Origin of the sequence: Spongiactinospora sp. 9N601 (assembly GCF_044326295.1) — a bacterium.
GTDB lineage: Bacteria > Actinomycetota > Actinomycetes > Streptosporangiales > Streptosporangiaceae > Spongiactinospora > Spongiactinospora gelatinilytica.
This window is the reverse complement of record NZ_JBIRBB010000002.1, coordinates 67,800-89,994: the sequence shown is the minus strand read 5'-3', so window position 1 is coordinate 89,994 and position 22,195 is coordinate 67,800. Positions and strand designations below refer to the sequence as shown.

The following is a 22,195-nucleotide window of genomic DNA, read 5'->3' as shown; positions in this document are numbered from 1 at the left end:
GCGCCTCGTGCGGCGGGCCGTGCCGGGCTCACCCGTGGGCGTAGACCCGGTGGACGAACTCCGCGAGCTTGTTGTCCGGTAGTTCCTTGGCGAGGTCGGCCTCGCTGACCATCCCGACGATCCGGCGTTCATCGATCACCGGGACCCGCTTGATCTGGTGCTTGGCCATCGTCGCGAGCGCCTCTTCGATGCTGCTGTGGGCCTCCACCCACACCAGCCCTGCGGCGAGTTCGCCCGCTTCGGTCCGGTCGAGGTCCTTGCCCTCGGCACAGCACTTGATCACGATGTCCCTGTCGGTGATGATGCCCTTGAGCCGATCGTCGTCCCCGCAGATGGGCAGCGCGCCAACGGACAGGTCACGCATCATCCGCGCGGCCGTACGCAGGCTCTCGTGCTCACCGACGCACTGCGCACCCTGATGCATAACATTCTGGACCGTCTTGCCGGCACTTTCGGTGGTCATCGCTATCCCCCTGGAAGGATCGATTCGCGTTCCACGGCCCACTACCCAAAACCTCCGGCATCAGCGTATGGATTGGAAGGGATCTAGGTGGACGAGTCCGGCGGCACCCCCGCGCCCCCTGAGGGCGACGATATGGACGGCTTACGGCTGCGCACGAAAGGCCGTCTCGATCCCGTCGATCTGCGCACCGACCGGCCGCACCCGGCGCGCGTCTACGACTATCTGCTCGGCGGAAAGGACAACTTTCCCGCCGATCGTTCCGCCGCCGAACGGGGATTGGGCAAAGCCCCGGGCCTGCGTGATCTCGCGCGCGCCAACCGGGCTTTCCTGACCCGGGTGGTGCGGGCGGCGGTCGAGGCCGGAGTTCGGCAATTCATCGACCTCGGCACCGGAATTCCCACCAGCCCCAACGTGCACGAGGTCGCCGGGGGCCACACGCCCGGCGCCCGCGTCGTCTACGTGGACAACGACCCGATCGTGGCCACGCACGCGCGGGCGCTGCTGACCTCGGCGGGCGACACCGCCTTCCTGCTGGCGGACCTGCGCGACACCAAGGCCATCCTGGACTCCCCCGAGACGCGCGCCCTGATCGACTTCGATGAGCCGGTGGCGGTGCTGTGCGTCGCCCTGCTGCACCACATCCCGGACGAGGCCGGCCCCCGTGGGATCATCGAGCGCCTGACCGGCGCGGTCGCCCCCGGCAGCCTGCTGGCGCTCTCCCACCTCGGCGCCGACCTCGCCCCGGCCCAGGCGGCGGCCATCTCGGCGGGCGCCGCCCGGGACGGCGTGACGCTGATCCCCCGCGACCGCCACACGGTGAGCGCGCTCTTCACCGGCCTGGACATGCTGGAGCCCGGCCTGGTCCCGGTACCGTTGTGGCGGCCGGACACCCCGGTCTGGGACGACGAGGTCGCCCGCACCTGGATCTACGGCGGCATGGCCGTGAAGCCCTGACCGTCACCCTGGGCGTACGCATACACCGCGCGGCACGGGGTAGCGGGCGAGCGAGGTACGGAAGAGCCACTGTGCTCCTCGCCCCGATCGCCGGCGACCCGGCCGAACCCCACCCGGGCCGACGGCGATCGGGTGACTTCCGGACGGCGTTCCGGAAGTCACGTCGGACGCCCCCGATGGCCGTATCGGCACGGTCCTATCTCTTGTTCTTGTTCTGGTCGGTGATGACCGAGGTATAGGAAACACGGCTTATGCCGAGGCGGTACGGGTAGGCGCACTGACCGGATACCCGTGGGTGCATCGTGTCACAAGTGTAATGGCACACACCGAGGGTATAGCCGTTCATTGGGTGCTATAGTTCCGGAATCTTACGCCGAGTAGTGGAGGGACTGTGGCGAAGCGAATTGAGCAAATCTTCATAGATGATCTTGATGGTGGTGCGGCTGCCGGTACCACGAAGTTCGGGCTGGACGGCACGGACTACGAGATCGACCTGTCCGAGAAGAACGAGGAGAAGCTGCGTAAGGCTCTCGCTCCGTTCCTCACCGCGGCCCGCCCGGTGCGCCGCGAGCGGCCGGGGCGTGTTCGGCGCGGTGGCATTCGCCCCGCACGGATGAGCCGTGAGCAGTCGGCGGACATTCGCCGATGGGCCAAGCAGCACGGACTCGCGGTGAGCGAACGTGGCCGGATCCCGTCCACGGTGGTCGAGCAGTACGAGGCCGCCCACTGAGCCGTAGCGCTGAATGACGGAAGCCCCCTCCCGAAGGAGGGGGCTTCCCCGTTGCCGGGCGAAACAAGAGCCGCGCGCCCGGCGGTAAGTGGCACCGGGCTAAAACCGCCGAAGGGCGAATTACCACTTCATTGATCAAGGAGCCCCGCCGGGGGTGAGATTAAGATCACGTTCCCCTTTGCGCGGGCCGCCGGACTTGTCGGTCAGGGGCGGTGGGTGGTGTCGCTGCGGTAGTCGGTGTGGGTGTACGGGTTGTCGAGGATCTTGGTCGCGGGAATGTCAGGGTTCATGCCCTTTTCCCATGCTTCCTCCCCCATTGCCGCTCTTAGGTATTCGACGGTGCGCTCGACCTGCACGCGGGCCGCGGCGAGGTCGATGCCGACCAGCCGGTGCGCGTGCTTGACCACCCGCCCGTTGACCAGCACGGTGTGCACGTCGCCGCGCTGGGCCTGGAACACGACGTGGCCGTACGGGTTGAGCAGCGGAAACGACACCGGCGAGGCGTCGTTCCGGATGAGCACCAGGTCGGCCTTCTGACCGGGGACGACCGTGCCGAGGTCGGCGCGCGGCGCGCAGTTCGATGGAGGGGGGGCGGGCCGGCGGCTTCGTGCCAAGGGGGTCAGAGCAGTGGGCATGGTGGCCTCGTCGCCCTTCCGGACAGCGGATGAGGGACCGGTCGATCCGACCGGTCAAGGCACTCTCCCGGGTGCCGGTGACCATTTTCCCGTCCACTCTCTACTCAATCGCGGCAAAAGCCGCCGCTGCCGGCCGTATTACGGCCGGCCGGTGGGGGTGGACCGTCGCTTTCTGGAGGTGATGACGTCGTCGATCAGGCCGTAGCCCTTCGCCTCCTCCGGCATCAGGATCTTGTCGCGGTCGAGGTCGGCGGCGACCTTGTTGAGCGGCTGGCCGGTGTGCCGGGCGAGCAGTACGTTCTGCATGTCGCGCAGCCGCAGCACCTCGCGGGCCTGGATCTCCAGGTCGCTGCCGCTGCCCCGGCCGCCTTCGATCCAGGGCTGGTGGACCAGGATGCGAGAGTGCGGCAGCGCGAACCGCTTGCCCGGCGCCCCGGCGGCCAGCAGCACCGCCGCGGCCGAGGCCGCCTGCCCGAGGACGAAGGTCTGCACCTCGGGCCGGATGTACTGCATGGTGTCGTAGATCGCCAGCATCGAGGTGAACGACCCGCCCGGCGAGTCGATGTAGATGCTGATGTCACGGTCGGGGTCCATCGACTCCAGGGTCAGGAGCTGGGCCATGACGTCGTTGGCCGAGGTGTCGTCCACCTGCACGCCGAGGAAGATGATCCGGTCCTCGAACAGCTTGTTGTACGGGCTCGTCTCCTTGACCCCGTAGGTCGTGCGCTCCACGAACGACGGGACCACGTGCCTGCTCTCGAACATGCGCCTCCTCCGATCAGGAACCGTTGGACGTCAGGTGGGTCGCCCTGGGCACGACCTCGTCGAGCAGGCCGTAGTCCTTGGCCTCCACGGCGGTGAACCAGCGGTCGCGGTCCCAGTCGGCGCGGATCTGCTCGACCGAGCGCCCGCTGTGGAAGGCGATGCGCTCGGCGAGGGTCTGCTTGACGTAGACCATCTGCTCGGCCTGGATCGCGATGTCGGAGGCGGTGCCGCCGATGCCGCCCGAGGGCTGGTGCATCATCACCCGGGTGTAGGGCAGCGAGTGGCGCTTGCCCGCGGCCCCGGCGGTCAGCAGGACCTGCCCCATCGACCCGGCGAAACCGATGGCGACGGTGGCCACGTCATTGGGAATGAACTGCATCATGTCGTAAATGGCCATCCCCGCGGTGACCGAGCCGCCCGGGGAGTTGATGTAGAGAAAGATGTCGCGCTGCGGATCTTCGGCGCTCAGCAGCAGCAATTCCGCGCAGATGCGGTTGGCGATCTCGTCGTCCACCTCCTGGCCGAGGAAGACGATGCGCTGCCGGAGCAACCGCTGGTAGGTCTCCTGGGTCAGCATCTGCGCGGGGGGCTCGGTGCTGCGCGCCCGGATGGGCGCGATGTACTCGTGGGCCGCCGGACCTGGGGTGTGCCACGGGGTGTTCATGTGCCTCACCTGCTTCTCACCATGTGCCGGGTTCAAACGAATCGACGCGCAGGAAGCGCGTGTTCAAAACGCTAACCCCAGGTCCGGCCCCGGCAGGCACTTTTTAGCTGTAGGCCAATCGCGGGACCGCCGATTCCGGCCGGCGAAATCAAGCTGGAAGCGAATTATGCCGTCGGCTAATTAACCTGTCGCTCATATATCCGAAGATAACGGTCGCCGTCACGACATCTGGACGCGCTGGGCCGTCACGTACCGGGCCTGGTGGGACGCCAGGAAGGTGATCACCTCCGCGACCTCCTCCGGCCGCGCCACGTGGTACAGCGGCCCGGTGGCGCGGACCTCCTCGGCCACCTTGGGGTTCACCCACCCGGTGTCGGTCACCGGGGGATGGACGATGTTGGCCGTCACGCCGTACCGGCCGAGTTCGTGGGCGGCGGACATCGTGTAGTTCTCCTGGGCGGCCTTGGCCGCGCCGTACGACACCTCGCCGGGGAAGCCGCCGGAGCCGCCGGAGGTCAGGCCGATGATCCGGCCCCAGGTCGCGCCCCGGGCGAGGTGGCGGCGGGCGAACTCGGCGATGAGCAGGGCGGGCGCGCGCGTGTCCACCGCGAACTGCCGCTCATGCCCCGCCAGGTCCACGAGCCGCAGGCCGCGGCCGAACCGGTCGGCCGGATCGGGCAGGAAGGTGTCGGCGAGCCAGCCGCTGGCGTTGTTGACCAGGATCTCGACCGGCCCGAAGGCACGCTCGGCCCGGTCGAACAGGACGCCCGGCGCGGCGGGGTCGGCCAGATCGGCCTCGACGGCCTCGGCCGTGCCGCCCGCGTCGCGGATCTCGCGTACGACGACGTCCGCGCTCCTCGCTCGGAGCCTGCCGTACTCCTCCGGAAAGGACGGGTCGTCGGCGTGCTCGCCCGGGTCCAGCCGCTTGTACGTCAGCAGGACGGAGGCCCCCTCGGCCGCCAGCGCCACTGCCACCGCCGCGCCGATTCCCTGGTTGGCCCCCGTGACCAGGGCGACCCGGCCGCTCAACTGTGGATCGATCATCGTTCTATCATGTAGTCGCGCAGGACCCGGTGCCAACGGCCGGCCGAGGCGTCCCGCAGCAGCGCCACCGCCAGGCAGTACTTGCTGACGCTGACCGGGCGCAGCCCCATCGCGCGCAGCGCCCGGTCGGGCGGCGCGTCGCCGCTTTCGGACTTGGACTCCACCAGCGCGTAATCGCCGCGCGCCGCGAACGCCCGCCGCCCGTCGTGGCAGACCAGCCCGGTGTCGCAGGTCAGCCGCGCCGCACCGGCCCGGTCGACCAGGGTGACCCGCCGGTAGTCGGTGGTCAGGATCGGCAGCAGCGGGTCGGGCGGGGGTGTCCGCAGGCCGCGCAGCACGACGTCGGAGACGAAGTCGCGGTCCTCGGCCGACAGCGCGCGGCCCGCCGCCCGGTGCGGGGCGCGGTGCTTGTCGGTGCCGCCCCCGCCCCTGGGCCCGCCGCTGAGCTTGACCTCCAGCCAGCGTTCGCCCGAATCGGCGTAGGCGCGGGTGCGGATCTTGAACCTGCGCCGCCTGCCCTGCCGGTGCTGACGGTAGGTGAGCAGGTCCGGCGTGTCGAAGTAGGTGGAGCTGTAGCGGAACTGCCTGCGCCGGCCGATCTGGAGCACGGCGAAGCGCTCGCCGAGCCGGTCGGCGAGGTCGGCCAGCGCGGCGGCGGGCACCAGGTACTTCCGGTCGATCCTGGACATCAGGCCGGCCGCCTCCGCCAGCCCCACCGGCGGCAGCCCGGCGGCGATCCCGGTGAGCACGACGTCGGCCGGCGTGGCCCGCCCGCCGTTCACCGGGCGGCTCCGAGCCGCGCCGGGGAGTCCTTGTAGCGGACGTTCACCACCATCAGCTCGCGTACGTAGTCGACCTCGGTGACCTCCCAGCGCAGCACCGGCACGCGCAGCCGGTTCTCCAGGTCGGCGACCAGGGAGCGAGGGTCGCTGTGCACGCGGTCCAGCGTGACGAGCTGGTGGCGGGTGCCTTCGAGCAGCCGGGGGTGGTCGGCGATGTACATCACGCCGAGCAGCACGGCGTCCAGGAACAGGGCGGTCAGCGGCCAGTCCGCGGCGATGCCGTTGACCAGGCCGAGCGCGATGGCGACGAAGTAGTACGCGATCTCGCCCTGGGTGATCTCGTTGGACCGTAACCGGATGATCGACAGCACGCCGAACAGGCCGAAGCCGACCGCGAGGTCCACCCGCTGCGCCTGGAGCAGCGAGACGACGGCGAAGATGCCCACGTTCAGCGCGACGTAGGCGAACAGCAGGTCGCGGCGGTGATGCCGGCGGAAGTACAGGCCGTAGGCCAGCGCCGCTATCGCGGCGAGATCCAGCAGCAGGCCCACCACGGTCGCCGAGCGCACGATGTCCTCCCTGAGTCACTTCGGGCGATTCGATGAACAGCCTCGCCATCGCGCGTGAACTCTGGGTGAGGGGTCGGTGAGGACGCTCTCATGGAGGCGGTTTACGTGGCTTTGCGGCGCCGAGTGCTGTGCTGGAGGTCAGCCCCGGGCGGCTGCGACGAGTGCCCTGAGCCGCCCGGGGTCCCAGCCGGAATCAATCCCGCCGGAAGGACCTACGTATGGTACCGAAGTCCTGATCGGCGCGGACTCTACATGCGGTACGGGCGGCGGCGCGCGGCCGGCGGCAGCTCGAACGGCCGGTGCGGGAGGGTCTGGTACCAGTAGGCCACCGAGCTGACGTCGTCGGAACGTGGAACCGGTAGAGCGAGATGTCACCGCTCCGGTTCGGCCCCCCGGACAGGTCTCCTCCGCGGCCTTCTGTACCGACTTGCGCGGCGGCACGGTCGTCTTTGCCACCGTGCTCCGCTGGCCGTACCGGGCGGGTTCGTGTCGGTGGGGGAAAGTGCTTCGCGTGGAGGGTCGGCGGGTGACAGGCTTGGGGCATGGACTTCGTTCCGTACTTCCAGCGTGAGGTTCAGGGGTTCGAGGCCGCGGTCCGGGGGGTGGCCGGGGAGGGTGGAGCGCCGCTGACGCCGTCCTGTCCCGGATGGTCGGTGACCGACCTGGTCGCGCATCTGGGGGGCGTGCACCGTGGCGTGAGCCACATCATCAAGGACGACCTCGTCACCTGGCCCGGCATGGGCGACCTCGGCTTTCTCCGGCTGCCCGCCGAGGCGGCGGGCTGGCCCCGGCCGGAGACCGCGCCCAACCGCGGCCCGGTGCCCACCGGGATGATCGACTGGTTCGCGGAAGGGGCCGCCGAGCTGTACGCGCTGTTCCAGGACACCGACCCCGGCCGGCGGGCCTGGACGTGGTCGCGGGAGCAGACCGTCGGGTTCTGGGTGCGGGTGCAGGCGATCGAGGCCGCCGTACACCGCTGGGACGCGCAGGCCGCGACGGGCGTGCCCGAGCCGATCGACGCCGCCCTCGCCGCCGACATGGTCGCCCAGACCTTCGAGGTGATGGCCCCGGCGCGGCGGGAGTGGCGGCAGGCCCCGCCCGGGCGCGGCGAGCGGTACGCGTTCCGCGCGACCGACGGCCCATGGGCCTGGACGGCGCGCTTCGACGGCGGCGAGATCACCCTTGACGCGTCCGGCTCCGGCGATGTCGAGCTGGCCGGACCGGCCTCCGACCTGGCACTTTACCTCTGGGGCCGGGTCCCCGCCGACCGGCTCCAGGTGAGCGGCGACAAGGACGTGCTCGACCGCTACTTCACCCTGGTCCCGCCGGTCTGATCCGCGCCCGACGCGCGGGTGAGGCGGTCGCCGAGCACGCGCAGGTGGGCGATCAGCTCCGGCGGGCCGTCGACGGTGAAGTCGCAGCCCAGCCTGCCGATGCTGAAGGCCAGGTAGTCGAGCGTGTCGGCGGACGCGCGCAGGCGGCAGGCGCGGTCGTCCACAGGGGTCAGGACACCGATGCCGCCGGGCAGGCGCGGGGCGATCTGGTCGGCCGGGGCGTGCAGGGTCACGTCGGCCTCGTAGACGGGGCCGGTGGAGTAGAGCTTGGCCTTGAGGAAGGCGGCGGCGTCCGGGTCGGGGAGTTCGCGGGCGGCGGCGCGCATCCCGGTGGGGCGGACGTCCTCGATCCGGTCCACCCGGAAGATCCGCCAGTCGTCGCGGTCGGCGTCGTGGGCGATGAGGTACCAGCGCCGCCCGGTGGCGACCAGCCGGTGTGGTTCGGCCAGCCGCCTGGACGGGTCGCCCCGCGCGGATCGGTAGGCGAACCGCACCTTCTCGCGGGCGGTCACCGCGGCGGCCAGGGCGCTCAGCACCTCCGGGTCCACGGCGGGGCCGGGCGCGACCCCGAACGGGACGGTCGCCGCGCCAACGGCCGCGACCCGGTGCCGCAGGCGGGCCGGGAGCACCTGTTCCAGCTTGGCCATCGCGCGTACCGAGGCGTCCTCGATCCCCTGTACGGCCTGCGCCGTCGCGGTACGCAGCCCGACCGCGACGGCCACCGCCTCCTCGTCGTCCAGCAGCAGCGGCGGCATCGCCTTGCCCGCCACCAGCCGATAACCGCCCGCCGCCCCCAGGCTCGCCGCCACCGGGTAGCCGAGGTCGCGCAGCCGCTCGATGTCCCGCCTGATCGTGCGCGGGCTGACCGCCAGCCGTTCGGCCAGTTCGCTGCCCGGCCACTCGCGCGGGATCTGGAGCAGCGACAACAGCCGCAGCAGCCGGGCGGGGGTGTCGCTCATGGGCCAACAGCATGCCATCCGCCCACCGTGGCCAGGGCGGTCTTACCCGCTGGTCACGAAGGCCGCGATGTCCTCGACGCGGACGATCTCCCCGCGCGCTCCCCAGTTGCCCTCCGGGATTTCGTGGATGTGCACCCACGCGGTGGTGGCCTCGGCGAACCGCCCCGGCTCCGCGTCGGCGTCCGCGAGCACCTGGGTGACGCGCCGGACGATGTCCTGGCGCTTGGCGTCGTTCACCGAACCGGCCGGAACGCCCACGCGCACCACGTACCTCGGCCTCTCCCCGGCGGGCAGCCGCCGGCCGCCGATGAACCAGGCGTCGATCTCGTTCACCACCAGCCAGGAGATGGCCCTGGCCGCCTCGGTGTCCGGGGCGCCCTCCGCGACCATCACCTCGGACACCAGTCGCCCGCCGATCTTGTCGCGGCTCTCCTCGTCGAGCGAGCCCTTGGGGACGAACAACTCCACGAACGGCATGAGTCAGTCCTTTCATTGAACTCGTACAGGCCACAACGTACAGGTAGTGAGTTCAATGAATCAACCCTCTACAATGAGGGCCATGCAACGGACCAGCTTCGCGGAGATGCACTGCTCGATCGGGCAGTCCCTGGAGCGCGTCGGCGAGTGGTGGACACCGCTGATCGTGCGTGACATCCACCTCGGCCTGCACCGGTTCGACGACATCGCCGAAAACCTCGGCATCTCCCGCAACCTGCTCACCCGCCGGCTGGAGGCGCTGGTCGCCGACGGCATCGTGGCGCGCCGGGCGTATCAGGAGCGACCGCCGCGGCATGAGTACCACCTCACCGAGGCGGGACGCGACCTCGTGCCGGTGCTGATGGCGCTGATGGCCTGGGGCGACAAGTGGGTGACACCGGCGGGCGGCCCGCCGGTGCGCCTGGTCCACCGCGACTGCGGCGCGGAGTTCACCCCGCAGGTCTGCTGTTCGGGCTGCGGCCGGCCGGTGAGCGCCGCCAATGTGCGGGCGCTGCCCGGCCCGGGCGCCGCATCCGGGCCGGGGACCAGGGTGCTCGCCCGGCGCAGCGGCCTCGCGCCCGAGGAGCCGTGACCTTTACGGCTCGTCAGGGCGTGAGGTCGGTCACGCCTTTTCCGGTGGAAATGTCGAACGGGACGGAGACCTGATCGTGGGCGATCAGCCATTCACCGTCGATCTTCCGGAAGCACAACGTGGCCCGGACCCACATTCCGCTGGTCGCCGTGCCGTTTCGCAACGTGCCGCTGAGCCGGCCGAAGAAGTGCCCGTACGCCACCTCGTCGCCCACGGTGAAGGCCAGGTCGCGAACCTCGTACGCGACCTTCTCGAAGAGCGTGAAGACGTTCCGCCAGTTGTGCAGTTTCGCTTCGATCCCGACGTGCCGCAACGGCGGCTCGACGTCGAAGGACACGACGTCCGGCGTGTAAAGCCGGCGCAGCGCCTCGACGTCCTTGGCCCCGATTCCTGCGACCACCTTGCCGATGTGCCGCCGGAGTTCGGCCTCGTGCATCTCGCGTAGTGCGGTCATCGCCGCCCGTCCCTTCCGTCCGCTGTGGTGTCATGCCTTCTCGGCAGTACGACGACACGACACCCGCGAATGTCAGAGCGAGGGCAGGGCGAGCGCGTGGTCGATGCCCTGGCCCACGAAGGCGCGGGCCAGCCTGGCCCGGCGCAGCCGCCAGGCCGGTGACCTGCGGACCGGCCCGCCGTACCGCCGGTCGTAGATGTCACCGACCAGGTCGGGGTGCGCGCCCAGCTCCAGCAGCACCGGGAACGCCTCCCGCTTGGAGATCATCCCGCCGCCGCGCAGCGTGACGGTGGCCCGGCCGAGGGTCAGCACGCCGGAATCGACCCAGTCGTCGGTGAGCCACGGCCGTAGCCGGGCGGTCAGCGGACGCCAGTAGCCGTCCAGTTCGCCGCGCACGAACCGGGTCAGCTCGCCGTCGGTGACGGGCGGGATCATGCCGGTCGGGCCGGGGCCGTACAGGGTGACGCCGTCGCGGAGGAGTTCGCGCCGGATCACCGGGGAGACCGGCCGGTGGTACAGCTCGGAGAAGGCCCAGGTCAGATGCTCCCGCTCCGGGTCGTGCAGGTGGTTTTTGACCAGGTAGGAGCAGTGCAGGCGGGCGGCGAGCGGATGGTCGTCGGTGAGGCCGCGATGCACGGCGGTGAGCCGGCGGGCCTGGTCGCGGTCCGGTGTCTCGGCGATGACCGCGAGCAGGTCGAGATCGCTGCGCCTGAGCTGGAAGTCACCCGAGGCGAGCGAGCCGTGCACCCAGAGGGCGACGAGCGGAACGGCGGCCATCACCTCGGTGGCGAACCGCTCGATCAGCGCGCCCGCGACCTCCTCTGGATTCATGGTCCAACCGTCTCACGTATTTCGGACCCCGGCACCGCCCGACCGGTCTGATATGGCACTCCAGCCGTCCTGAGAATGGCATTGACACGCGGTTACCCGCGAGTAAGTATCAGCTCACGGCGCGCCGTCCCGATCCCCTGCGCACTCTCCTCCTAAGGACGGCCAAATGAGCTTACGTGTTCGCGTGAGCATGGTCTTTTTCGCCATGGTCCTAGCCATCCCGGGAACGGCGATTCCGGCCCGCGCGGTGGCCGCCGGCGATGTCGTCTCGGCGCAAAAGGTCACCCTCTACTATGACCCGGCCAGATTGCTGAAGGTGCCGGCGAAGGTGTGGAAGATCCTGTACCACTCCACGTCCGCGACGGGCGCGCCGGTCCAGGTCTCCGGGACCGTGCTCGTGCCCAAGACCCCCTACCCCGGCACCCGGCCGATCATCGGATACGCGGTCGGCACCAAGGGCCTGGGCGACCAGTGCGCGCCCTCGGCGCTTTGGCAACGCGGCAAGGACAATGAGATCGCGCTGGTCAGCCTGCTCCTGGCGCGCGGCTGGGCGGTCGCGGTCACCGACTACGAAGGGCTCGGCACACCCGGCCCGCACACCTACATGGCGGGCGTCTCCCAGGGCCATGCCGTACTGGACGCGATCAGGGCGGCGGCGCGGGTGCCGGACGCGGGGCTGTCCGCGTCGGCCGAGGTCGGCGTGCTCGGCTACTCCCAGGGCGGCGCGGCGGCGGGCTGGGCGGCCCAGCTCCAGCGCGCGTACGCGCCGGAGCTGCGGCTGCGCGGCGTCGCGGCGGGCGGCGTACCGGCCGACCTCAAGCGCGCCGCCGACCACCTGGACGGCCGCGCCCACTTCGGGCTGGCCGCGGCGGCGGGCGCCGGCCTGGACTCCGCCTACCCCGAACTCGACCTCGACGGCTACCTCACCGCCGAGGGCCGCACGCTGTTCGCCGGAATCCGCGACGACTGCACCGGCGCGATCGTCGACAAGCTGGCCGGCCGCAGGTTCTCCCAGCTCACCACGGCCGACGTGCTGAACGCCCCCGCCTGGCAGGCGCGGCTGAACGAGAACCGGCTGGGCGGGCGGACGCCCGGCGTCCCGATCTACCTGTACCACGCCGACGACGACGAGATCATCCCGATCGCGATCGGCCGGACCCTCCGCCGCGACTGGTGCGACCGGGGCGCGAAGGTCCTGTGGACCCCGCTGCCCGCGCCCAACCACACCACCGGCGCGGTCGAGGGCGCGCCGATCGCCATCGCCTGGCTGTCCAGCCGCTTCGAGGGCCTGCCCGCCCTCTCCAACTGCTGACCCAGGCGGTAACGCGTGCCGATCCCGCCAGGGCGCCCTGGCGGGATCGGCACGCGTTCGGCACGCATTTGAAGAAAGGCGGTTCAGCAGCCCTCGAACTGCGGAACGGTGACGGTCAGTTTGAGCCCGGTGGGGCCGAACCATTTGCCCAGCAGTTCCCTGGCCGTGCCGTCCAGGTACATTTCGCTGATCGCCCGGTTGATCGCCTCACAGGCGGCCACGTCGCCCTTCTTGAGGCCCACGCCGTACCGCTCGTCGGTGAACGGCGCGTTGACGAACCGGACCGACGAATTGCGCGACTCGCGGGCGAACCCGGCCAGGATCAGGTCGTCGGTGGAGACCGCGTCCAGGGAGCCGTCGGCCAGCTTGGACATGCAGTCGCTGTAGGTCTTCGTCTCGACCAGGCTCACGTTGACCTTGCGCTCCTCCTTGACCCTGCGCCAGGAGTTGGAGCCGGTGACCTGACAGAGTTTCTTGCCCGCCAGGTCGCGTACGTCGGTGATCCCGCTGTCCGCGGCGCGGACCAGGGTGTCCTGGTGGGCGACGTAGTACGGCCCGGCGAAGTCGACCTTGACCTTGCGCTCAGCGGTGATCGAGTAGGAGGCGACGATGAAGTCGAGCTGCCCCTGCTGGAGCAGCTTCTCCCGCTCGGACGACTTGGCCTCCTTGTAGACGACGTTCTTCGCGCCCAGCTTGCGGGCCAGGTAGGCGGCGACGTCCACGTCGAAGCCCTCGTTGCGGCCCTTCTTCAGCGCGCCGAGTCCCGGCTGGTCGATCTTCACGCCGACGATCATCGTCTCCTTGCCGACGATCGTGCTCGTCTGGGCGCCGGCCAGGCCGCACCCGGACACGCCGAGGACCAGGGCGGCGGCGATCACCGCGTGCCGTACGCGCATGACGGGTCTCCTTTCAGCGGTACTCGCTCAGCCGCGGCCGGACGCCGAGCAGGATCAGCACGGCGGCGGCCAGGGCGGCGCCGGGCAGCAGCCAGTCCCAGCCGCCGAGCGACGCGTCACCCTTCTTGATCTCCTCGTCGAACGTCCCGCCGTGCAACTTGATGAGGTCCACGAGCGCGTTGTCGTACGCCTGGAACCTGCGGCTCAGGTCGCCCATCCGCTCCCCGATGGCCTCCGCGCCCTTCTGGGCGTTCGCGAGCAGGCGCATCTGCCGGTCGGCCTGCTGGAAGCGCTGGTAGCCCTTCAGCACCCGCTCCAGCGCCGCCTTCTCGTCCGGGCGGTTCATGACGCTGCCGGCCTCGTCGCCGTGGAAGCCCAGGAACCCGATCGAACCGGGGTAGGCGGCCACGACCTTGTCGACGCCGACGTAGTACTTGTCCAGGCTGCCACCGGGCGTGAACAGCACCTTCTGGGAGTTGTCCAGGTAGACCTGCTCGTAGGTGTCGGCGCGCTCGGGGTCGAGCAGGTAGCGGCTCTGGTCGCCGTGCATGGTGTTGCCGATGGCGCGGGCCCGGGACATCGCGAGGACCGAGTTGAAGCCCTCCTCCTTGGCCTTGCGCAGCCCCTCGGCCCCGTTGCCGAGCAGCAGCACGGCGGTGACGGTGAGCACGCCCACCGTCACGGTGGCCACCAGCAGCGCCGGGTTGACCACCCGGCGGAACCGGCGGGCCAGGAAGACCTGGATCACCACCAGGGCGGCCAGCGTGCCGAGGCCGACGACCCCGACGACGATCCGCCCGATGTTGATCGCCAGGTACTCCTCCTCGTACGTCTGACGCACGATGGTGCCGCTCTCCAGCGTCAGGTTGTACGCCTTGGGCAGCAGGTCCAGCCGCATCAGGTCGGTCGCCTCCCGGTAGACCGAGATGACCTGGGCGGGCGGCGGGCCCGCCGGGTGCGCGGCCTGCTGGTTCAGCAGCATCGCGCGCTCGGCGAGCTGCTGGTAGCGGCCGAAGCCGTTGAGCAGCGCCTCGACCGTGCGCTTCTCCGTGGGGTCGCCCATCGCGAGGTCGCTGGCCAGCAGCAGCGCCTTGCCGACCTCCGCGCGGCGCTGCTCGTAGCGTCGCACGGCCTTGTCCTTGCCGTCGCCGAGGCTGGTCTCCCTGCCGATCAGCAGCACGTTGGCCACCTGGGCGTCCATGTCGCTGAGCGCGAAGTACATGTCGGCGGTGGCGACCACCTGCGGGCCGGCGTCCTCGCCGATGACCGAAAGGCCGTCGCGGACGTTGCCGATCGCCCAGAACGTGCCGCCGAACATCACCGCGACCGCGAACAGGCACACCGCGGCCTGCGTGCGGATGCGCCCGGGCACGGTACGGCGGCGCGGCGCCCGCGCGGGCCGGGGCGCGGGCGCCAGGCTCTGCATGGGGTCCGGCGGCGTGCCGACGACGGCCGTCGTGTTCCCCTGCGGGTGGGCGATGACGGCCGTCGCCTGCGGTTCACCGCCGGGGGCGGGCGTCAGTGGAGGCGCGGTCATGGTGCCTCACCCTTTCCGTAGCGTGATCACGGTCCACGCACCGAGCTGGATGCGGTCGCCGTCGCCGACCGGCACCGGCACGTTGGGCGGCAGCGCGTCGCGCGAGCCGTTGACGGTGGTGCCGTTGGCCGAGCCGGGATCGACGAGCATCCACGACCCGTCGGGCTGGGCGAGCAGCACCGCGTGCAGGTGGGAGACCCCCGGGTCCTGTGGCGGGCCGGTCAGGTCGATCTCAGGGCTGAGGTTGCGCGAGCGGCTGCGCCGCCCGATCCTGACCTGCGGCCCGCCCAGCGGGAAGCGCCGCTCGGGGCAGTACGGCGGGAACGGCACGCTCGCCGCGTCCGGGCCGCCCTGCCCGATGACGGTGTTGTAGTAGGCGCGGTCGGCGGTGACCACGGCCTCCCACAGGCCGGCCTGCGGCTCCGCGACCGGCGACGGCTGCGTGACAGGCGCGGGGGGCGCTTGGGACACCGGCACCGGCGGCGGCGCGGACAGCGGCGGGGGCCCCGCGAACGCGGCCGTCGCCTGCGGCGGCGACAGCCGTCCGGACTGCCCGGCCCCCCGGCCCTCCAGGATCGCCTGCACCGACTGCGCCTGCTCGGCCATCCGCACCGCGCCGGACATCTCGCTCGCGTAGTCGTAGCCGCAGTCCTCGCAGAACCGGCCCGTTCTCGGCGCGTCGCAGTCCGGGCACACCGTGCGCTCGCCCTCGCCCCCCGAGGTCGCCGCGGGGGCGGCCGGAGGAGCCGACGGCGTGGACACGACCGGGGCCGCCGCGGAGGCCGCGCCCCCCATCGCCGTCCCGCAGATGTCGCAGTAGTCCGTGGCCTCCGACTCATGGCCGGATGGACATGTCGCCATCGCTGGTGCTCCTCCTCACTCTCGGGTCTCGGGATTCGGGCCGGGCCGTCAGCCCTGGGGCTCCTTGCGCATCCGCGCCGTACGCACCGAACCGGTGTCCAGCGCGATCTCGGCGGCCTTCTCCACGTCGGGCTTGAGCCGGGCGGTACCGCTCTCCGGGTCGAAGTCGATGACCCGGTCGAGCAGCTTGGCGGTGTCACCGTTGCCGGACTGCTGGGCGATGCCCCTGGCCCGGCCGAGCCGGGCGGTCGCCAACTCCAGGTCGCCGTCCTTGCGTGCCTGGAGGCCGTCCTGGATGAGCTGGGCCAGCTCCTGCTGCCCGGTGTAGTGGGCGACCCTGGGGTTGATCCTGGTGGAGGCGACCGGGTCGGCGCTCCACTCCGCCAGCACGTTGCCCGCGGCGAGCTGCGCGCCGGTGTCGGGCACCATCACCCGCACCCACGCGGCCCGCATCTCCTGGCCGACCGTGCCCGGCTGCACCTGGATCGCCAGGTGGTACTCCCGCGACTCCGCGCCCCACGAGCCCGTCGGGTAGTCGCCGTCCAGCGGCCCCGACGCGGCGCGGCGGGCGGTGAGGTCCTCCAGCGTCGGCGAGACCTGCTTGAGGAACTTGAGCGAGGCGTTCTGCGGCGTGCGCACCCGCAGCACCACGTCGGCCACCGCCTTGCCCATCGCGGTCTGCGTCATCGCCCGGAAGTCGGCCTCCAGGTCCTTGGGGTCGGGGATGTCGCCCACCGTGCCGAGCAGCGCGGAGGCGATCTTGCGCAGCTCGGCCACCACCCAGCCGTCGCCGACGCCGCGGCAGTCGCAGACGAACTTGCCGGTGCAGTAGGCGAGGTCGGCGTCGAATTCGCGGGCGTCCTGGTGCTCGTTCTTGCCGTCGGTGAGCAGGATCGCGTGCTTGATCGCGTGCGGGAACGGCTGGAACAGGTCGGCGGCCAGCCGCAGCCAGCGGCCGATCGCGGTGCCGCCGTCGGCCTCCATCCGGCTGATCGCGGCCTTGGCCGCCTCCCGGCTGCCCCGGTCGGCGGGCACCAGGTGGCGATCGTGCGGGAAGACCATGTGCGCGTAGGCGGTGCCGGAGACGATCGCGAAGTGGACGCCGTCGCGCAGGGTGTCCACCGCGGCCATGGCCGCCTTGCGCGCCTCGTTGATCTTGCCGTAGGACATGGAGCCCGACGTGTCCACGATGATGACCTCGGCCGCCTGCTGCTCCTGCGCCAGGCGCTCCACCGGCCCCGCGGCCTCGACGGTGAGGACCGCGTGGACCTCCGTGCCGTCCATCGGGAGGTACTTGTTCTGGTCTACGCGGATGGTGAACTGCGGCTGCTCGGTCACTTGGGCGTGCTTCCCTTCTCGAACGGGATCACCAGCACGGTGATGTTGTCCCGGCCACCTGCGTCGTTGGCGAGCCGTACCAGTGACTGGGCCGTGGTCAGCGGGGCGCGGGCCGCGTCCTGGGCGGCCCTGGCCATGTCCTCGGGGGCGGGCAGATAGCCCCAAAGGCCGTCGCTGCACACCAGCACCACCCCGGGCCCGTCCGGCTCGAAGGTGCGGACCTGCGGGATCACCTCGCCGGCGTCCGCGCCCAGCCAGGCGGTCAGCATCCCGGACTCGGTGGCGTCGTCGAGGGTGAGCCTGGCCGGGGTGGCCCCCAGCCAGTACGCGCGGCTGTCGCCGACCCAGCCGATGGTGACCCGGCCCCTGCCGACCACCGCCGAGACGAACGTGCAGGCGGGCGCGTCGTGCAGGGTGCCGAGCACGGCGATGGCCTCGGCCGCCCTGGCCACCGCGGCGCGGGTGGCCTCCACCGGGCCGGTGCCGCCGCGCAGTTCCTTGACCAGGGTGACCGCGCCCGCCTCGGCGGCGGCCAGCGAGCCGTCGTCGGGGCGCGGGGAGGAGGACACCCCGTCGCATACGATGCCCGCGACGACCTCGGCGTCCACCGCGAGCAGCGCCATCGCGTCCTCGTTGCGGCTGTGCCGCTTGCCGCGGTCGCTCACCCCGGCCGCGCGGCCCGCCTCGACCTCGGCGTGGTCGCGGGCGGTCGGCTGGCGCAGGCCGCAGCGCTCGCAGTAGCCCTCGGCGTCGATGGCGGCGGCCCCGCACGCGGCGCACGCGCCGGGGACGCCGGCCTGGAGCGCCCGGCCGCACTCCTCGCAGAAGGTCTCCCCGGCCAGCACCGGATACCCGCAGTGGGGACAGTTGCCGCTCATCTCACACCCACGTTCTCGGGCGCACGGCGTTGGCCTTGTCGACGTACGCATGGCGGTCTTCGACGGCCCCCGACCCCCTGGCCAGCTCGCGGTAGACGCCTTCGAGCCGGCGCCGCACGCCGTTCTCGCTCAGCTCCGCGCCGAGCAGCGGCGGGCCCACCGTGCCCCGCTGGCCGCTCGCCGCGACCCAGCCGAGCGCGACCTCCAGCAGCTCGGCGGCCAGCCGGTTGTGCCGCCCGGGGTCGAGGTCCAGGTCGGTGAGCCGTTCGCCGGCGACCATCAGGTCGTCAGCGGGCAGCGTGTTCGGCTCGCGTCCGCGTACGGCCAGCGCCACCGCCGCCATCTGCGCCGAGATGTAGTGACTGGAGGTGGTCGGCACCTCGTCCAGCACGCGCGTCGCCGACGCCCGGTCACCGACCGCCAGGCACACCCTGGCCAGCCCGAACGCCGCGCTAACGTACGCCCGGTCGGTACGCCAGACGCCCGCGTAGTGCCGGGCGGCCTCGTGGTGGTCGCCCGCGCACTCGCGGGCGAAGGCCAGCGCCATCCGCGGCGCGCGCTCACCGGGCATCCGGTAGTAGACCTCGTCGAAGAGCCGCAGCGCCTCGGCCAGGTTGCCCCAGGCCAGCTCGCGCAGCCCGTGGTACCACAGCACCCGCCAGTCCCACGGCGCCTCGTTCGCGGCCTGCTGCAACACCTCCGCCGCCCGCGGATTGCGCTGCTCGATCAGTGCCCTGACCAGCGCCAGCCGGGTCTCCAGGGTGGCCACCGGGGCGGCGTCCAGCATGCTGACCAGGTCGTCGAGGGTGCGCGCGGTGATGCCCGCCAGGTAGCCCGCGGCCTGGTCGCCGGGATCGACCAGCGGCGTGGGCAGCGCGGCCACCGCCGAGTCGGCCGCCAGGCGGTCGAGCACCTGGCCGGTCTGCGGGCCGTCGGCGGCGAGCGTGGTGGCCGCCGCCAGGCGCTCCGGCCCGAACTCGGTGGACAGCGCCGGGCGCGGCCTGCCGTCCTCGGCCGCCCTGATCTCCCGCAGGATGCCGGTGAGCTGCTCGGACATCTCCTGGGCGCTTTGGAAGCGGCGGCTCGGCACCGGATCGGTGGCGCGGTGCAGGAAGCGGTGGAAGGACTCGTAGGCGGCGAGCAGCGGCTGGCGGTCGGGGCTGGGCAGCGGGGCCTCGCGGTTGTCCACCGCCGGGCTGAACGGCATGCACAGCACGGCCAGCATGCGCCCGACCGTGTAGAGGTCGGAACTGACCGAGGGGCCGTCCTTGGCGATCTCGGGCGCCTGGTAGCCGACCGTGCCGTAGATCGAGCTGTCCTGGTCGTCCACCCGGCGGACCGCGCCGAGGTCGATCAGCTTGAGCTGGTCTTCGACCTGGATGACGTTGGCGGGCTTGAGGTCGCAGTACAGCAGTTGCCGGTCGTGCAGGTAGTCGAACGCCTTCAGGACCTCAAGGATGTAGGCGATGGCCTGGCCGACCGGCAGCGCCTCGCGGTTGCCGGTGGCCGAAAGGCGGCCCTTCAGCATGTCCTGGAGCGACTGCCCGCCGACGTACTCCATGACGATGTAGCCGACCATCGTCCCGGTGGTCGGGTCGGGGTGCTGCACGAAGTTGAAGATCTTGACGATGTTGGCGTGGTCCACGCCGGTCAGGAACCGCCGCTCGGCCTCGGCCGCCAGCAGCGCCTCCACGTCGCCGGTGTCCAGCAGGCCCTTGAGCACCACCCACCGGCCGTCCAGGTTGAGGTCGGCGGCCAGGTAGATCCAGCCGAGGCCGCCGTGCGCCAGGCAGCCCTTGACCTCGTACTGCCCGGACACCAGGTCGCCGTCGGCGAGTTTGGGGGTGAAGGAGAAGCGGGTGCCGCAGTGCGGGCAGAAGCCTTCGGCACGGCCCGGCCGGTCGCCCTTGGCCCGGCCCACCGGTTTGCCGCACGACCCGTTGGAGCAGTAGCGCTTGTGCTCGGGGACCTGCGGGTCGCGCAGCACGACCTGGGAGGGGTCGCGGTAGGGCACCGGCGGCACCTCGACCAGGCTCGCGCCGAGCGAGCTGCGCCGCGAGCGGGTCGAACTGCTGCCACGCCCGCTCACCGGGCCGGTCGAGGGCGCGGTGCCGAGGTCGATGCCCCGGCCGCGCCAGCCCGCGGAGACGGGGGCGCTGCCGCCCTGCCAGCCGGACACCGGCGCGCTCCCCGGCCGCTGCGGCATTGACGGCGGTGCGGACTGCTGCTGAGGCGGGGGTGGAGGCGGCGGCTGGACCTGCCCGGTCTGCGGGTACGGCGGGGCGGGCTGGGCGTGCCGGCCGCCGGAGACCGGCTGCGCCGGGCCCGGGGGCGGCGGATAGGAAGGCGCGCTGCCCTGCGGCGGATATGCCGGGGCGCTGCCCGGAGGCGGATAAGCCGGGGCGCTTCCCTGCGGTGGGTACGCCGGAGCGCTCCCCGCGGGCGGATAGGAAGGCGCGCCGCCCTGCGGCGGGTACGCCGGGGGCGGGCCGCTCACCGGGGACGGGCCGCCCGGTGGGGGCGGGTAGGCGGGGCCGCTCGGCGGGGCGGCGTGCCTGCCGCCCGCGGAGCGTTCCTGCGGCGGTGCGGCCTGCGGCGCGGCGGCAGGCGGGGGCATGCCGCAGGTGTCGCAGTAACCGTCCTGCATGGTCCCGGTGCAGCCGGGCTGCATGCACGCGCTCATCCGGCCTCTCCCATCCGCTTGATCGCCCGCTGGTAGGCGGCCACCGCCACGGTGGACTGGCGCAGGTCGCACGGCGCCGTCCAGAGCAGTTCGCGCGCCTGCCGATAGAGGTAGGCCAGTGCCGAGTCCTCGCCCATGCCCAGGCGGACCGCCTTGGCACGGAACGCCTCCAGCCGGCCGCGCAGCTCGTCGCGCCGGTCCAGCAGCCCGGTGACGTGGGCGGTGGCGGCGCGGGCCTGGTCCAGGGCGGCGGCGGTGGCGCGCTCCAAGTCGGCGAGGCGTTCGGCCAGCTCGGTCCAGTCCGCCCGGCCGTACAGAGGTGTGAGCGCGGCCAGCCGGTCGGCGAGGGTGGCCGCCTGGCCGGGCAGCGCGGGCAGCACCGGAGTGGCGATCTTGACGAGCGCGTTCTCGCAGGCCGCGCGGGTCTCCGCCTCCGCCTCGGCCACCCCGGAGATGCGCATGGCCACCTCGTCGGACCGCCGCTGGTAGTCGTCCTTGATGCGCAGGGCCTGTTCGAGCACGCGGCGGCGTTCGGCCAGCTCGGCGAGCATCGCGTCGAGGGCCACCAGCTCGCACGGGTCGCCGCCGGCGTAGGCGAGCGGGTCGGCGCGGGCCTCGTCGCGCAGTCTGAGCAGGTCGGCGCCGATGCGGTCGAGTTCGTCGTCGGTGCCGCCGAGCCGGGCGAGCACGTCGCCGGCGGCCCGCAGGGCGGCCTCCGCCTCGTTCAGCCGGGGGGCGAGCACGCTCCAGGCGGCGTCGGCGGCGGCGACGGTCTGCGCGCTGCCCTGGTAGGCGGTGTCCATCCGGGCCATGACCTGGTCGAGGGTGAGCCATTCCGCGGTCGGGCGTACGAGGGAGCGCCGCTCCACGGGCACGTCCTCGACCTTCATCTCCACCGACGGGCCGCGCAGCAGGTCGGTGAGCGTTTCCAGCTCCGAGCCGCCGAGCCGCCGCCCGCCGTCGGCGATCTCCTCGGCCCGCGCCAGCACCCGGCTGTAGGCGTCGAACAGCCACCACAGCGTGGCGATGCCGGCCTGCGCCTCGTCCCAGCGGCGTCCGGTCTCCCCACCGAGCGCGGCCCCCTTGAGCAACTGGTGGCCGGGGTGCCGCTCCAGGTCGAGCAGGTCGGCGGACAGCCGGTCGCGCTCACCACGACGTCGCCGCAGGGCGTCTCGCACGTCCTCGGCGCTCATGGGCGGCCCGCTCGTGCCCACCGCTTTCCCCCGCCCCACATTTCATCGCCCCGCATCGACCGCCCCCGCTGGGTGATCTCCTCAGTCTTGGACAGTCCATGAGGCCGACTAGTTTGCCGTTTATCTCAATCTTTGTACATTGCGGTCCCGCGTGCGACCCGGTTCGTCGGCGCGCCGTACTTGTGTGACCCCTCCGTGACCCTGTCACATCACCCGCATCCCGGCATAGATCCCGCCTCCTCGG

General features: G+C 71.7%; 22 protein-coding genes and 1 pseudogene. 5 read left to right on the top strand and 18 right to left on the bottom strand.

What is annotated here, in order from left to right; genetic code table 11:
• Window positions 1-28: 28 nt before the first annotated feature.
• On the bottom strand, window positions 29-463 hold the full coding sequence (locus ACH34R_RS03800; protein ID WP_397559883.1) for a CBS domain-containing protein: 435 nt from the start codon (window positions 461-463) through the stop codon (window positions 29-31).
• Window positions 464-550: 87 nt separating this feature from the next.
• On the opposite strand from ACH34R_RS03800, the gene ACH34R_RS03795 reads away from it, so the two are divergent.
• Window positions 551-1,417, top strand: a complete 867-nt coding sequence (locus tag ACH34R_RS03795) for an SAM-dependent methyltransferase (RefSeq protein ID WP_397559882.1) — start codon at window positions 551-553, stop codon at window positions 1,415-1,417.
• A 391-nt stretch (window positions 1,418-1,808) separates the two neighbouring features.
• Entirely contained in the window at window positions 1,809-2,147 is a 339-nt protein-coding gene (locus tag ACH34R_RS03790; protein WP_111170202.1) for an Lsr2 family protein, read from the top strand.
• Window positions 2,148-2,350: 203 nt separating this feature from the next.
• Here ACH34R_RS03790 and ACH34R_RS03785 read toward each other — a convergent pair.
• The 6 genes and pseudogenes from ACH34R_RS03785 to ACH34R_RS03760 all read right to left on the bottom strand — a co-directional run.
• Window positions 2,351-2,713, bottom strand: a pseudogene (locus ACH34R_RS03785) (amidohydrolase); the annotation flags it as partial.
• Window positions 2,714-2,920: 207 nt separating this feature from the next.
• Window positions 2,921-3,547, bottom strand: coding sequence for an ATP-dependent Clp protease proteolytic subunit (locus tag ACH34R_RS03780; protein ID WP_397559881.1), 627 nt, complete (start codon window positions 3,545-3,547; stop codon window positions 2,921-2,923).
• A gap of 13 nt (window positions 3,548-3,560) precedes the next feature.
• Window positions 3,561-4,124 (bottom strand): ClpP family protease, encoded by a 564-nt coding sequence (locus ACH34R_RS03775; RefSeq protein ID WP_397560450.1) that lies wholly within the window; start codon window positions 4,122-4,124, stop codon window positions 3,561-3,563.
• A gap of 306 nt (window positions 4,125-4,430) precedes the next feature.
• The gene (locus tag ACH34R_RS03770) at window positions 4,431-5,255 is read right to left on the bottom strand and encodes an SDR family NAD(P)-dependent oxidoreductase (protein WP_397559880.1); all 825 of its coding nucleotides are present in this window, start codon (window positions 5,253-5,255) and stop codon (window positions 4,431-4,433) included.
• A complete protein-coding gene (locus ACH34R_RS03765; RefSeq protein WP_397559879.1) occupies window positions 5,252-6,037 on the bottom strand; it encodes a VTC domain-containing protein in 786 nt (261 codons plus the stop codon). The genes ACH34R_RS03770 and ACH34R_RS03765 overlap by 4 nt, the downstream gene beginning before the upstream one ends.
• The gene (locus ACH34R_RS03760; protein WP_397559878.1) at window positions 6,034-6,606 is read right to left on the bottom strand and encodes a DUF4956 domain-containing protein; all 573 of its coding nucleotides are present in this window, start codon (window positions 6,604-6,606) and stop codon (window positions 6,034-6,036) included. Before ACH34R_RS03760 ends, ACH34R_RS03765 begins: the two co-directional genes overlap by 4 nt.
• Before the next feature lie 542 nt (window positions 6,607-7,148).
• Between ACH34R_RS03760 and ACH34R_RS03755 the strand changes: the two genes are divergently transcribed.
• The gene (locus ACH34R_RS03755) at window positions 7,149-7,940 is read left to right on the top strand and encodes a maleylpyruvate isomerase family mycothiol-dependent enzyme (RefSeq protein WP_397559877.1); all 792 of its coding nucleotides are present in this window, start codon (window positions 7,149-7,151) and stop codon (window positions 7,938-7,940) included.
• On the opposite strand, the gene ACH34R_RS03750 is transcribed toward ACH34R_RS03755, so the two are convergent.
• Both ACH34R_RS03750 and ACH34R_RS03745 read right to left on the bottom strand, forming a co-directional pair.
• The gene (locus ACH34R_RS03750) at window positions 7,913-8,899 is read right to left on the bottom strand and encodes a helix-turn-helix transcriptional regulator (RefSeq protein WP_397559876.1); all 987 of its coding nucleotides are present in this window, start codon (window positions 8,897-8,899) and stop codon (window positions 7,913-7,915) included. The genes ACH34R_RS03755 and ACH34R_RS03750 overlap by 28 nt on opposite strands.
• A gap of 42 nt (window positions 8,900-8,941) precedes the next feature.
• On the bottom strand, window positions 8,942-9,376 hold the full coding sequence (locus tag ACH34R_RS03745) for a 4-oxalocrotonate tautomerase family protein (protein ID WP_397559875.1): 435 nt from the start codon (window positions 9,374-9,376) through the stop codon (window positions 8,942-8,944).
• An 82-nt stretch (window positions 9,377-9,458) separates the two neighbouring features.
• Between ACH34R_RS03745 and ACH34R_RS03740 the strand changes: the two genes are divergently transcribed.
• Complete coding sequence (locus ACH34R_RS03740; protein WP_397559874.1) at window positions 9,459-9,968, top strand: winged helix-turn-helix transcriptional regulator; 510 nt, start codon at window positions 9,459-9,461, stop codon at window positions 9,966-9,968.
• A 13-nt stretch (window positions 9,969-9,981) separates the two neighbouring features.
• Here the strand turns inward: ACH34R_RS03740 and ACH34R_RS03735 are convergent, their stop codons facing one another.
• On the bottom strand, window positions 9,982-10,422 hold the full coding sequence (locus tag ACH34R_RS03735; RefSeq protein WP_397559873.1) for a YybH family protein: 441 nt from the start codon (window positions 10,420-10,422) through the stop codon (window positions 9,982-9,984).
• Between the two features lie 72 nt (window positions 10,423-10,494).
• On the bottom strand, window positions 10,495-11,253 hold the full coding sequence (locus ACH34R_RS03730; RefSeq protein WP_397559872.1) for a nucleotidyltransferase: 759 nt from the start codon (window positions 11,251-11,253) through the stop codon (window positions 10,495-10,497).
• A 190-nt stretch (window positions 11,254-11,443) separates the two neighbouring features.
• Between ACH34R_RS03730 and ACH34R_RS03725 the strand changes: the two genes are divergently transcribed.
• Entirely contained in the window at window positions 11,444-12,565 is a 1,122-nt protein-coding gene (locus ACH34R_RS03725; protein ID WP_397560449.1) for a lipase family protein, read from the top strand.
• 83 nt (window positions 12,566-12,648) lie between these two features.
• Here ACH34R_RS03725 and ACH34R_RS03720 read toward each other — a convergent pair whose 3' ends face one another.
• Genes ACH34R_RS03720 through ACH34R_RS03690 form a run of 7 tightly spaced genes read right to left on the bottom strand, consistent with a single transcriptional unit; the run spans window position 12,649 to window position 21,951 of the window.
• A complete protein-coding gene (locus ACH34R_RS03720; RefSeq protein WP_397559871.1) occupies window positions 12,649-13,461 on the bottom strand; it encodes a glutamate ABC transporter substrate-binding protein in 813 nt (270 codons plus the stop codon).
• Window positions 13,462-13,474: 13 nt separating this feature from the next.
• On the bottom strand, window positions 13,475-14,998 hold the full coding sequence (locus ACH34R_RS03715) for a hypothetical protein (RefSeq protein ID WP_397559870.1): 1,524 nt from the start codon (window positions 14,996-14,998) through the stop codon (window positions 13,475-13,477).
• Window positions 14,999-15,004: 6 nt separating this feature from the next.
• Window positions 15,005-15,859, bottom strand: coding sequence for an FHA domain-containing protein (locus ACH34R_RS03710; protein ID WP_397559869.1), 855 nt, complete (start codon window positions 15,857-15,859; stop codon window positions 15,005-15,007).
• A gap of 48 nt (window positions 15,860-15,907) precedes the next feature.
• Window positions 15,908-17,197, bottom strand: coding sequence for a VWA domain-containing protein (locus ACH34R_RS03705; RefSeq protein WP_397559868.1), 1,290 nt, complete (start codon window positions 17,195-17,197; stop codon window positions 15,908-15,910).
• Window positions 17,194-18,075: a protein phosphatase 2C domain-containing protein gene (locus ACH34R_RS03700; RefSeq protein ID WP_397559867.1), complete on the bottom strand. Its 882-nt coding sequence runs from the start codon at window positions 18,073-18,075 to the stop codon at window positions 17,194-17,196. The genes ACH34R_RS03705 and ACH34R_RS03700 overlap by 4 nt, the downstream gene beginning before the upstream one ends.
• A gap of 1 nt (window position 18,076) precedes the next feature.
• Window positions 18,077-20,758, bottom strand: coding sequence for a tetratricopeptide repeat protein (locus ACH34R_RS03695; protein WP_397559866.1), 2,682 nt, complete (start codon window positions 20,756-20,758; stop codon window positions 18,077-18,079).
• The gene (locus ACH34R_RS03690) at window positions 20,755-21,951 is read right to left on the bottom strand and encodes a hypothetical protein (protein ID WP_397559865.1); all 1,197 of its coding nucleotides are present in this window, start codon (window positions 21,949-21,951) and stop codon (window positions 20,755-20,757) included. Before ACH34R_RS03690 ends, ACH34R_RS03695 begins: the two co-directional genes overlap by 4 nt.
• Between the last annotated feature and the right edge of the window lie 244 nt (window positions 21,952-22,195).

Coding starts and splice junctions, on each gene's coding strand:
- ACH34R_RS03800 (WP_397559883.1), bottom strand. CDS start 463: ATGACCACCGAAAGTGCCGGCAAGACGGTCCAGAATGTTATGCATCAG.
- ACH34R_RS03780 (WP_397559881.1), bottom strand. CDS start 3,547: ATGTTCGAGAGCAGGCACGTGGTCCCGTCGTTCGTGGAGCGCACGACC.
- ACH34R_RS03775 (WP_397560450.1), bottom strand. CDS start 4,124: ATGCTGACCCAGGAGACCTACCAGCGGTTGCTCCGGCAGCGCATCGTC.
- ACH34R_RS03770 (WP_397559880.1), bottom strand. CDS start 5,255: ATGATCGATCCACAGTTGAGCGGCCGGGTCGCCCTGGTCACGGGGGCC.
- ACH34R_RS03755 (WP_397559877.1), top strand. CDS start 7,149: ATGGACTTCGTTCCGTACTTCCAGCGTGAGGTTCAGGGGTTCGAGGCC.
- ACH34R_RS03750 (WP_397559876.1), bottom strand. CDS start 8,899: ATGAGCGACACCCCCGCCCGGCTGCTGCGGCTGTTGTCGCTGCTCCAG.
- ACH34R_RS03745 (WP_397559875.1), bottom strand. CDS start 9,376: ATGCCGTTCGTGGAGTTGTTCGTCCCCAAGGGCTCGCTCGACGAGGAG.
- ACH34R_RS03740 (WP_397559874.1), top strand. CDS start 9,459: ATGCAACGGACCAGCTTCGCGGAGATGCACTGCTCGATCGGGCAGTCC.
- ACH34R_RS03735 (WP_397559873.1), bottom strand. CDS start 10,422: ATGACCGCACTACGCGAGATGCACGAGGCCGAACTCCGGCGGCACATC.
- ACH34R_RS03730 (WP_397559872.1), bottom strand. CDS start 11,253: ATGAATCCAGAGGAGGTCGCGGGCGCGCTGATCGAGCGGTTCGCCACC.
- ACH34R_RS03725 (WP_397560449.1), top strand. CDS start 11,444: ATGGTCTTTTTCGCCATGGTCCTAGCCATCCCGGGAACGGCGATTCCG.
- ACH34R_RS03720 (WP_397559871.1), bottom strand. CDS start 13,461: ATGCGCGTACGGCACGCGGTGATCGCCGCCGCCCTGGTCCTCGGCGTG.
- ACH34R_RS03715 (WP_397559870.1), bottom strand. CDS start 14,998: ATGACCGCGCCTCCACTGACGCCCGCCCCCGGCGGTGAACCGCAGGCG.
- ACH34R_RS03710 (WP_397559869.1), bottom strand. CDS start 15,859: ATGGCGACATGTCCATCCGGCCATGAGTCGGAGGCCACGGACTACTGC.
- ACH34R_RS03700 (WP_397559867.1), bottom strand. CDS start 18,075: ATGAGCGGCAACTGTCCCCACTGCGGGTATCCGGTGCTGGCCGGGGAG.
- ACH34R_RS03695 (WP_397559866.1), bottom strand. CDS start 20,758: ATGAGCGCGTGCATGCAGCCCGGCTGCACCGGGACCATGCAGGACGGT.
- ACH34R_RS03690 (WP_397559865.1), bottom strand. CDS start 21,951: ATGAGCGCCGAGGACGTGCGAGACGCCCTGCGGCGACGTCGTGGTGAG.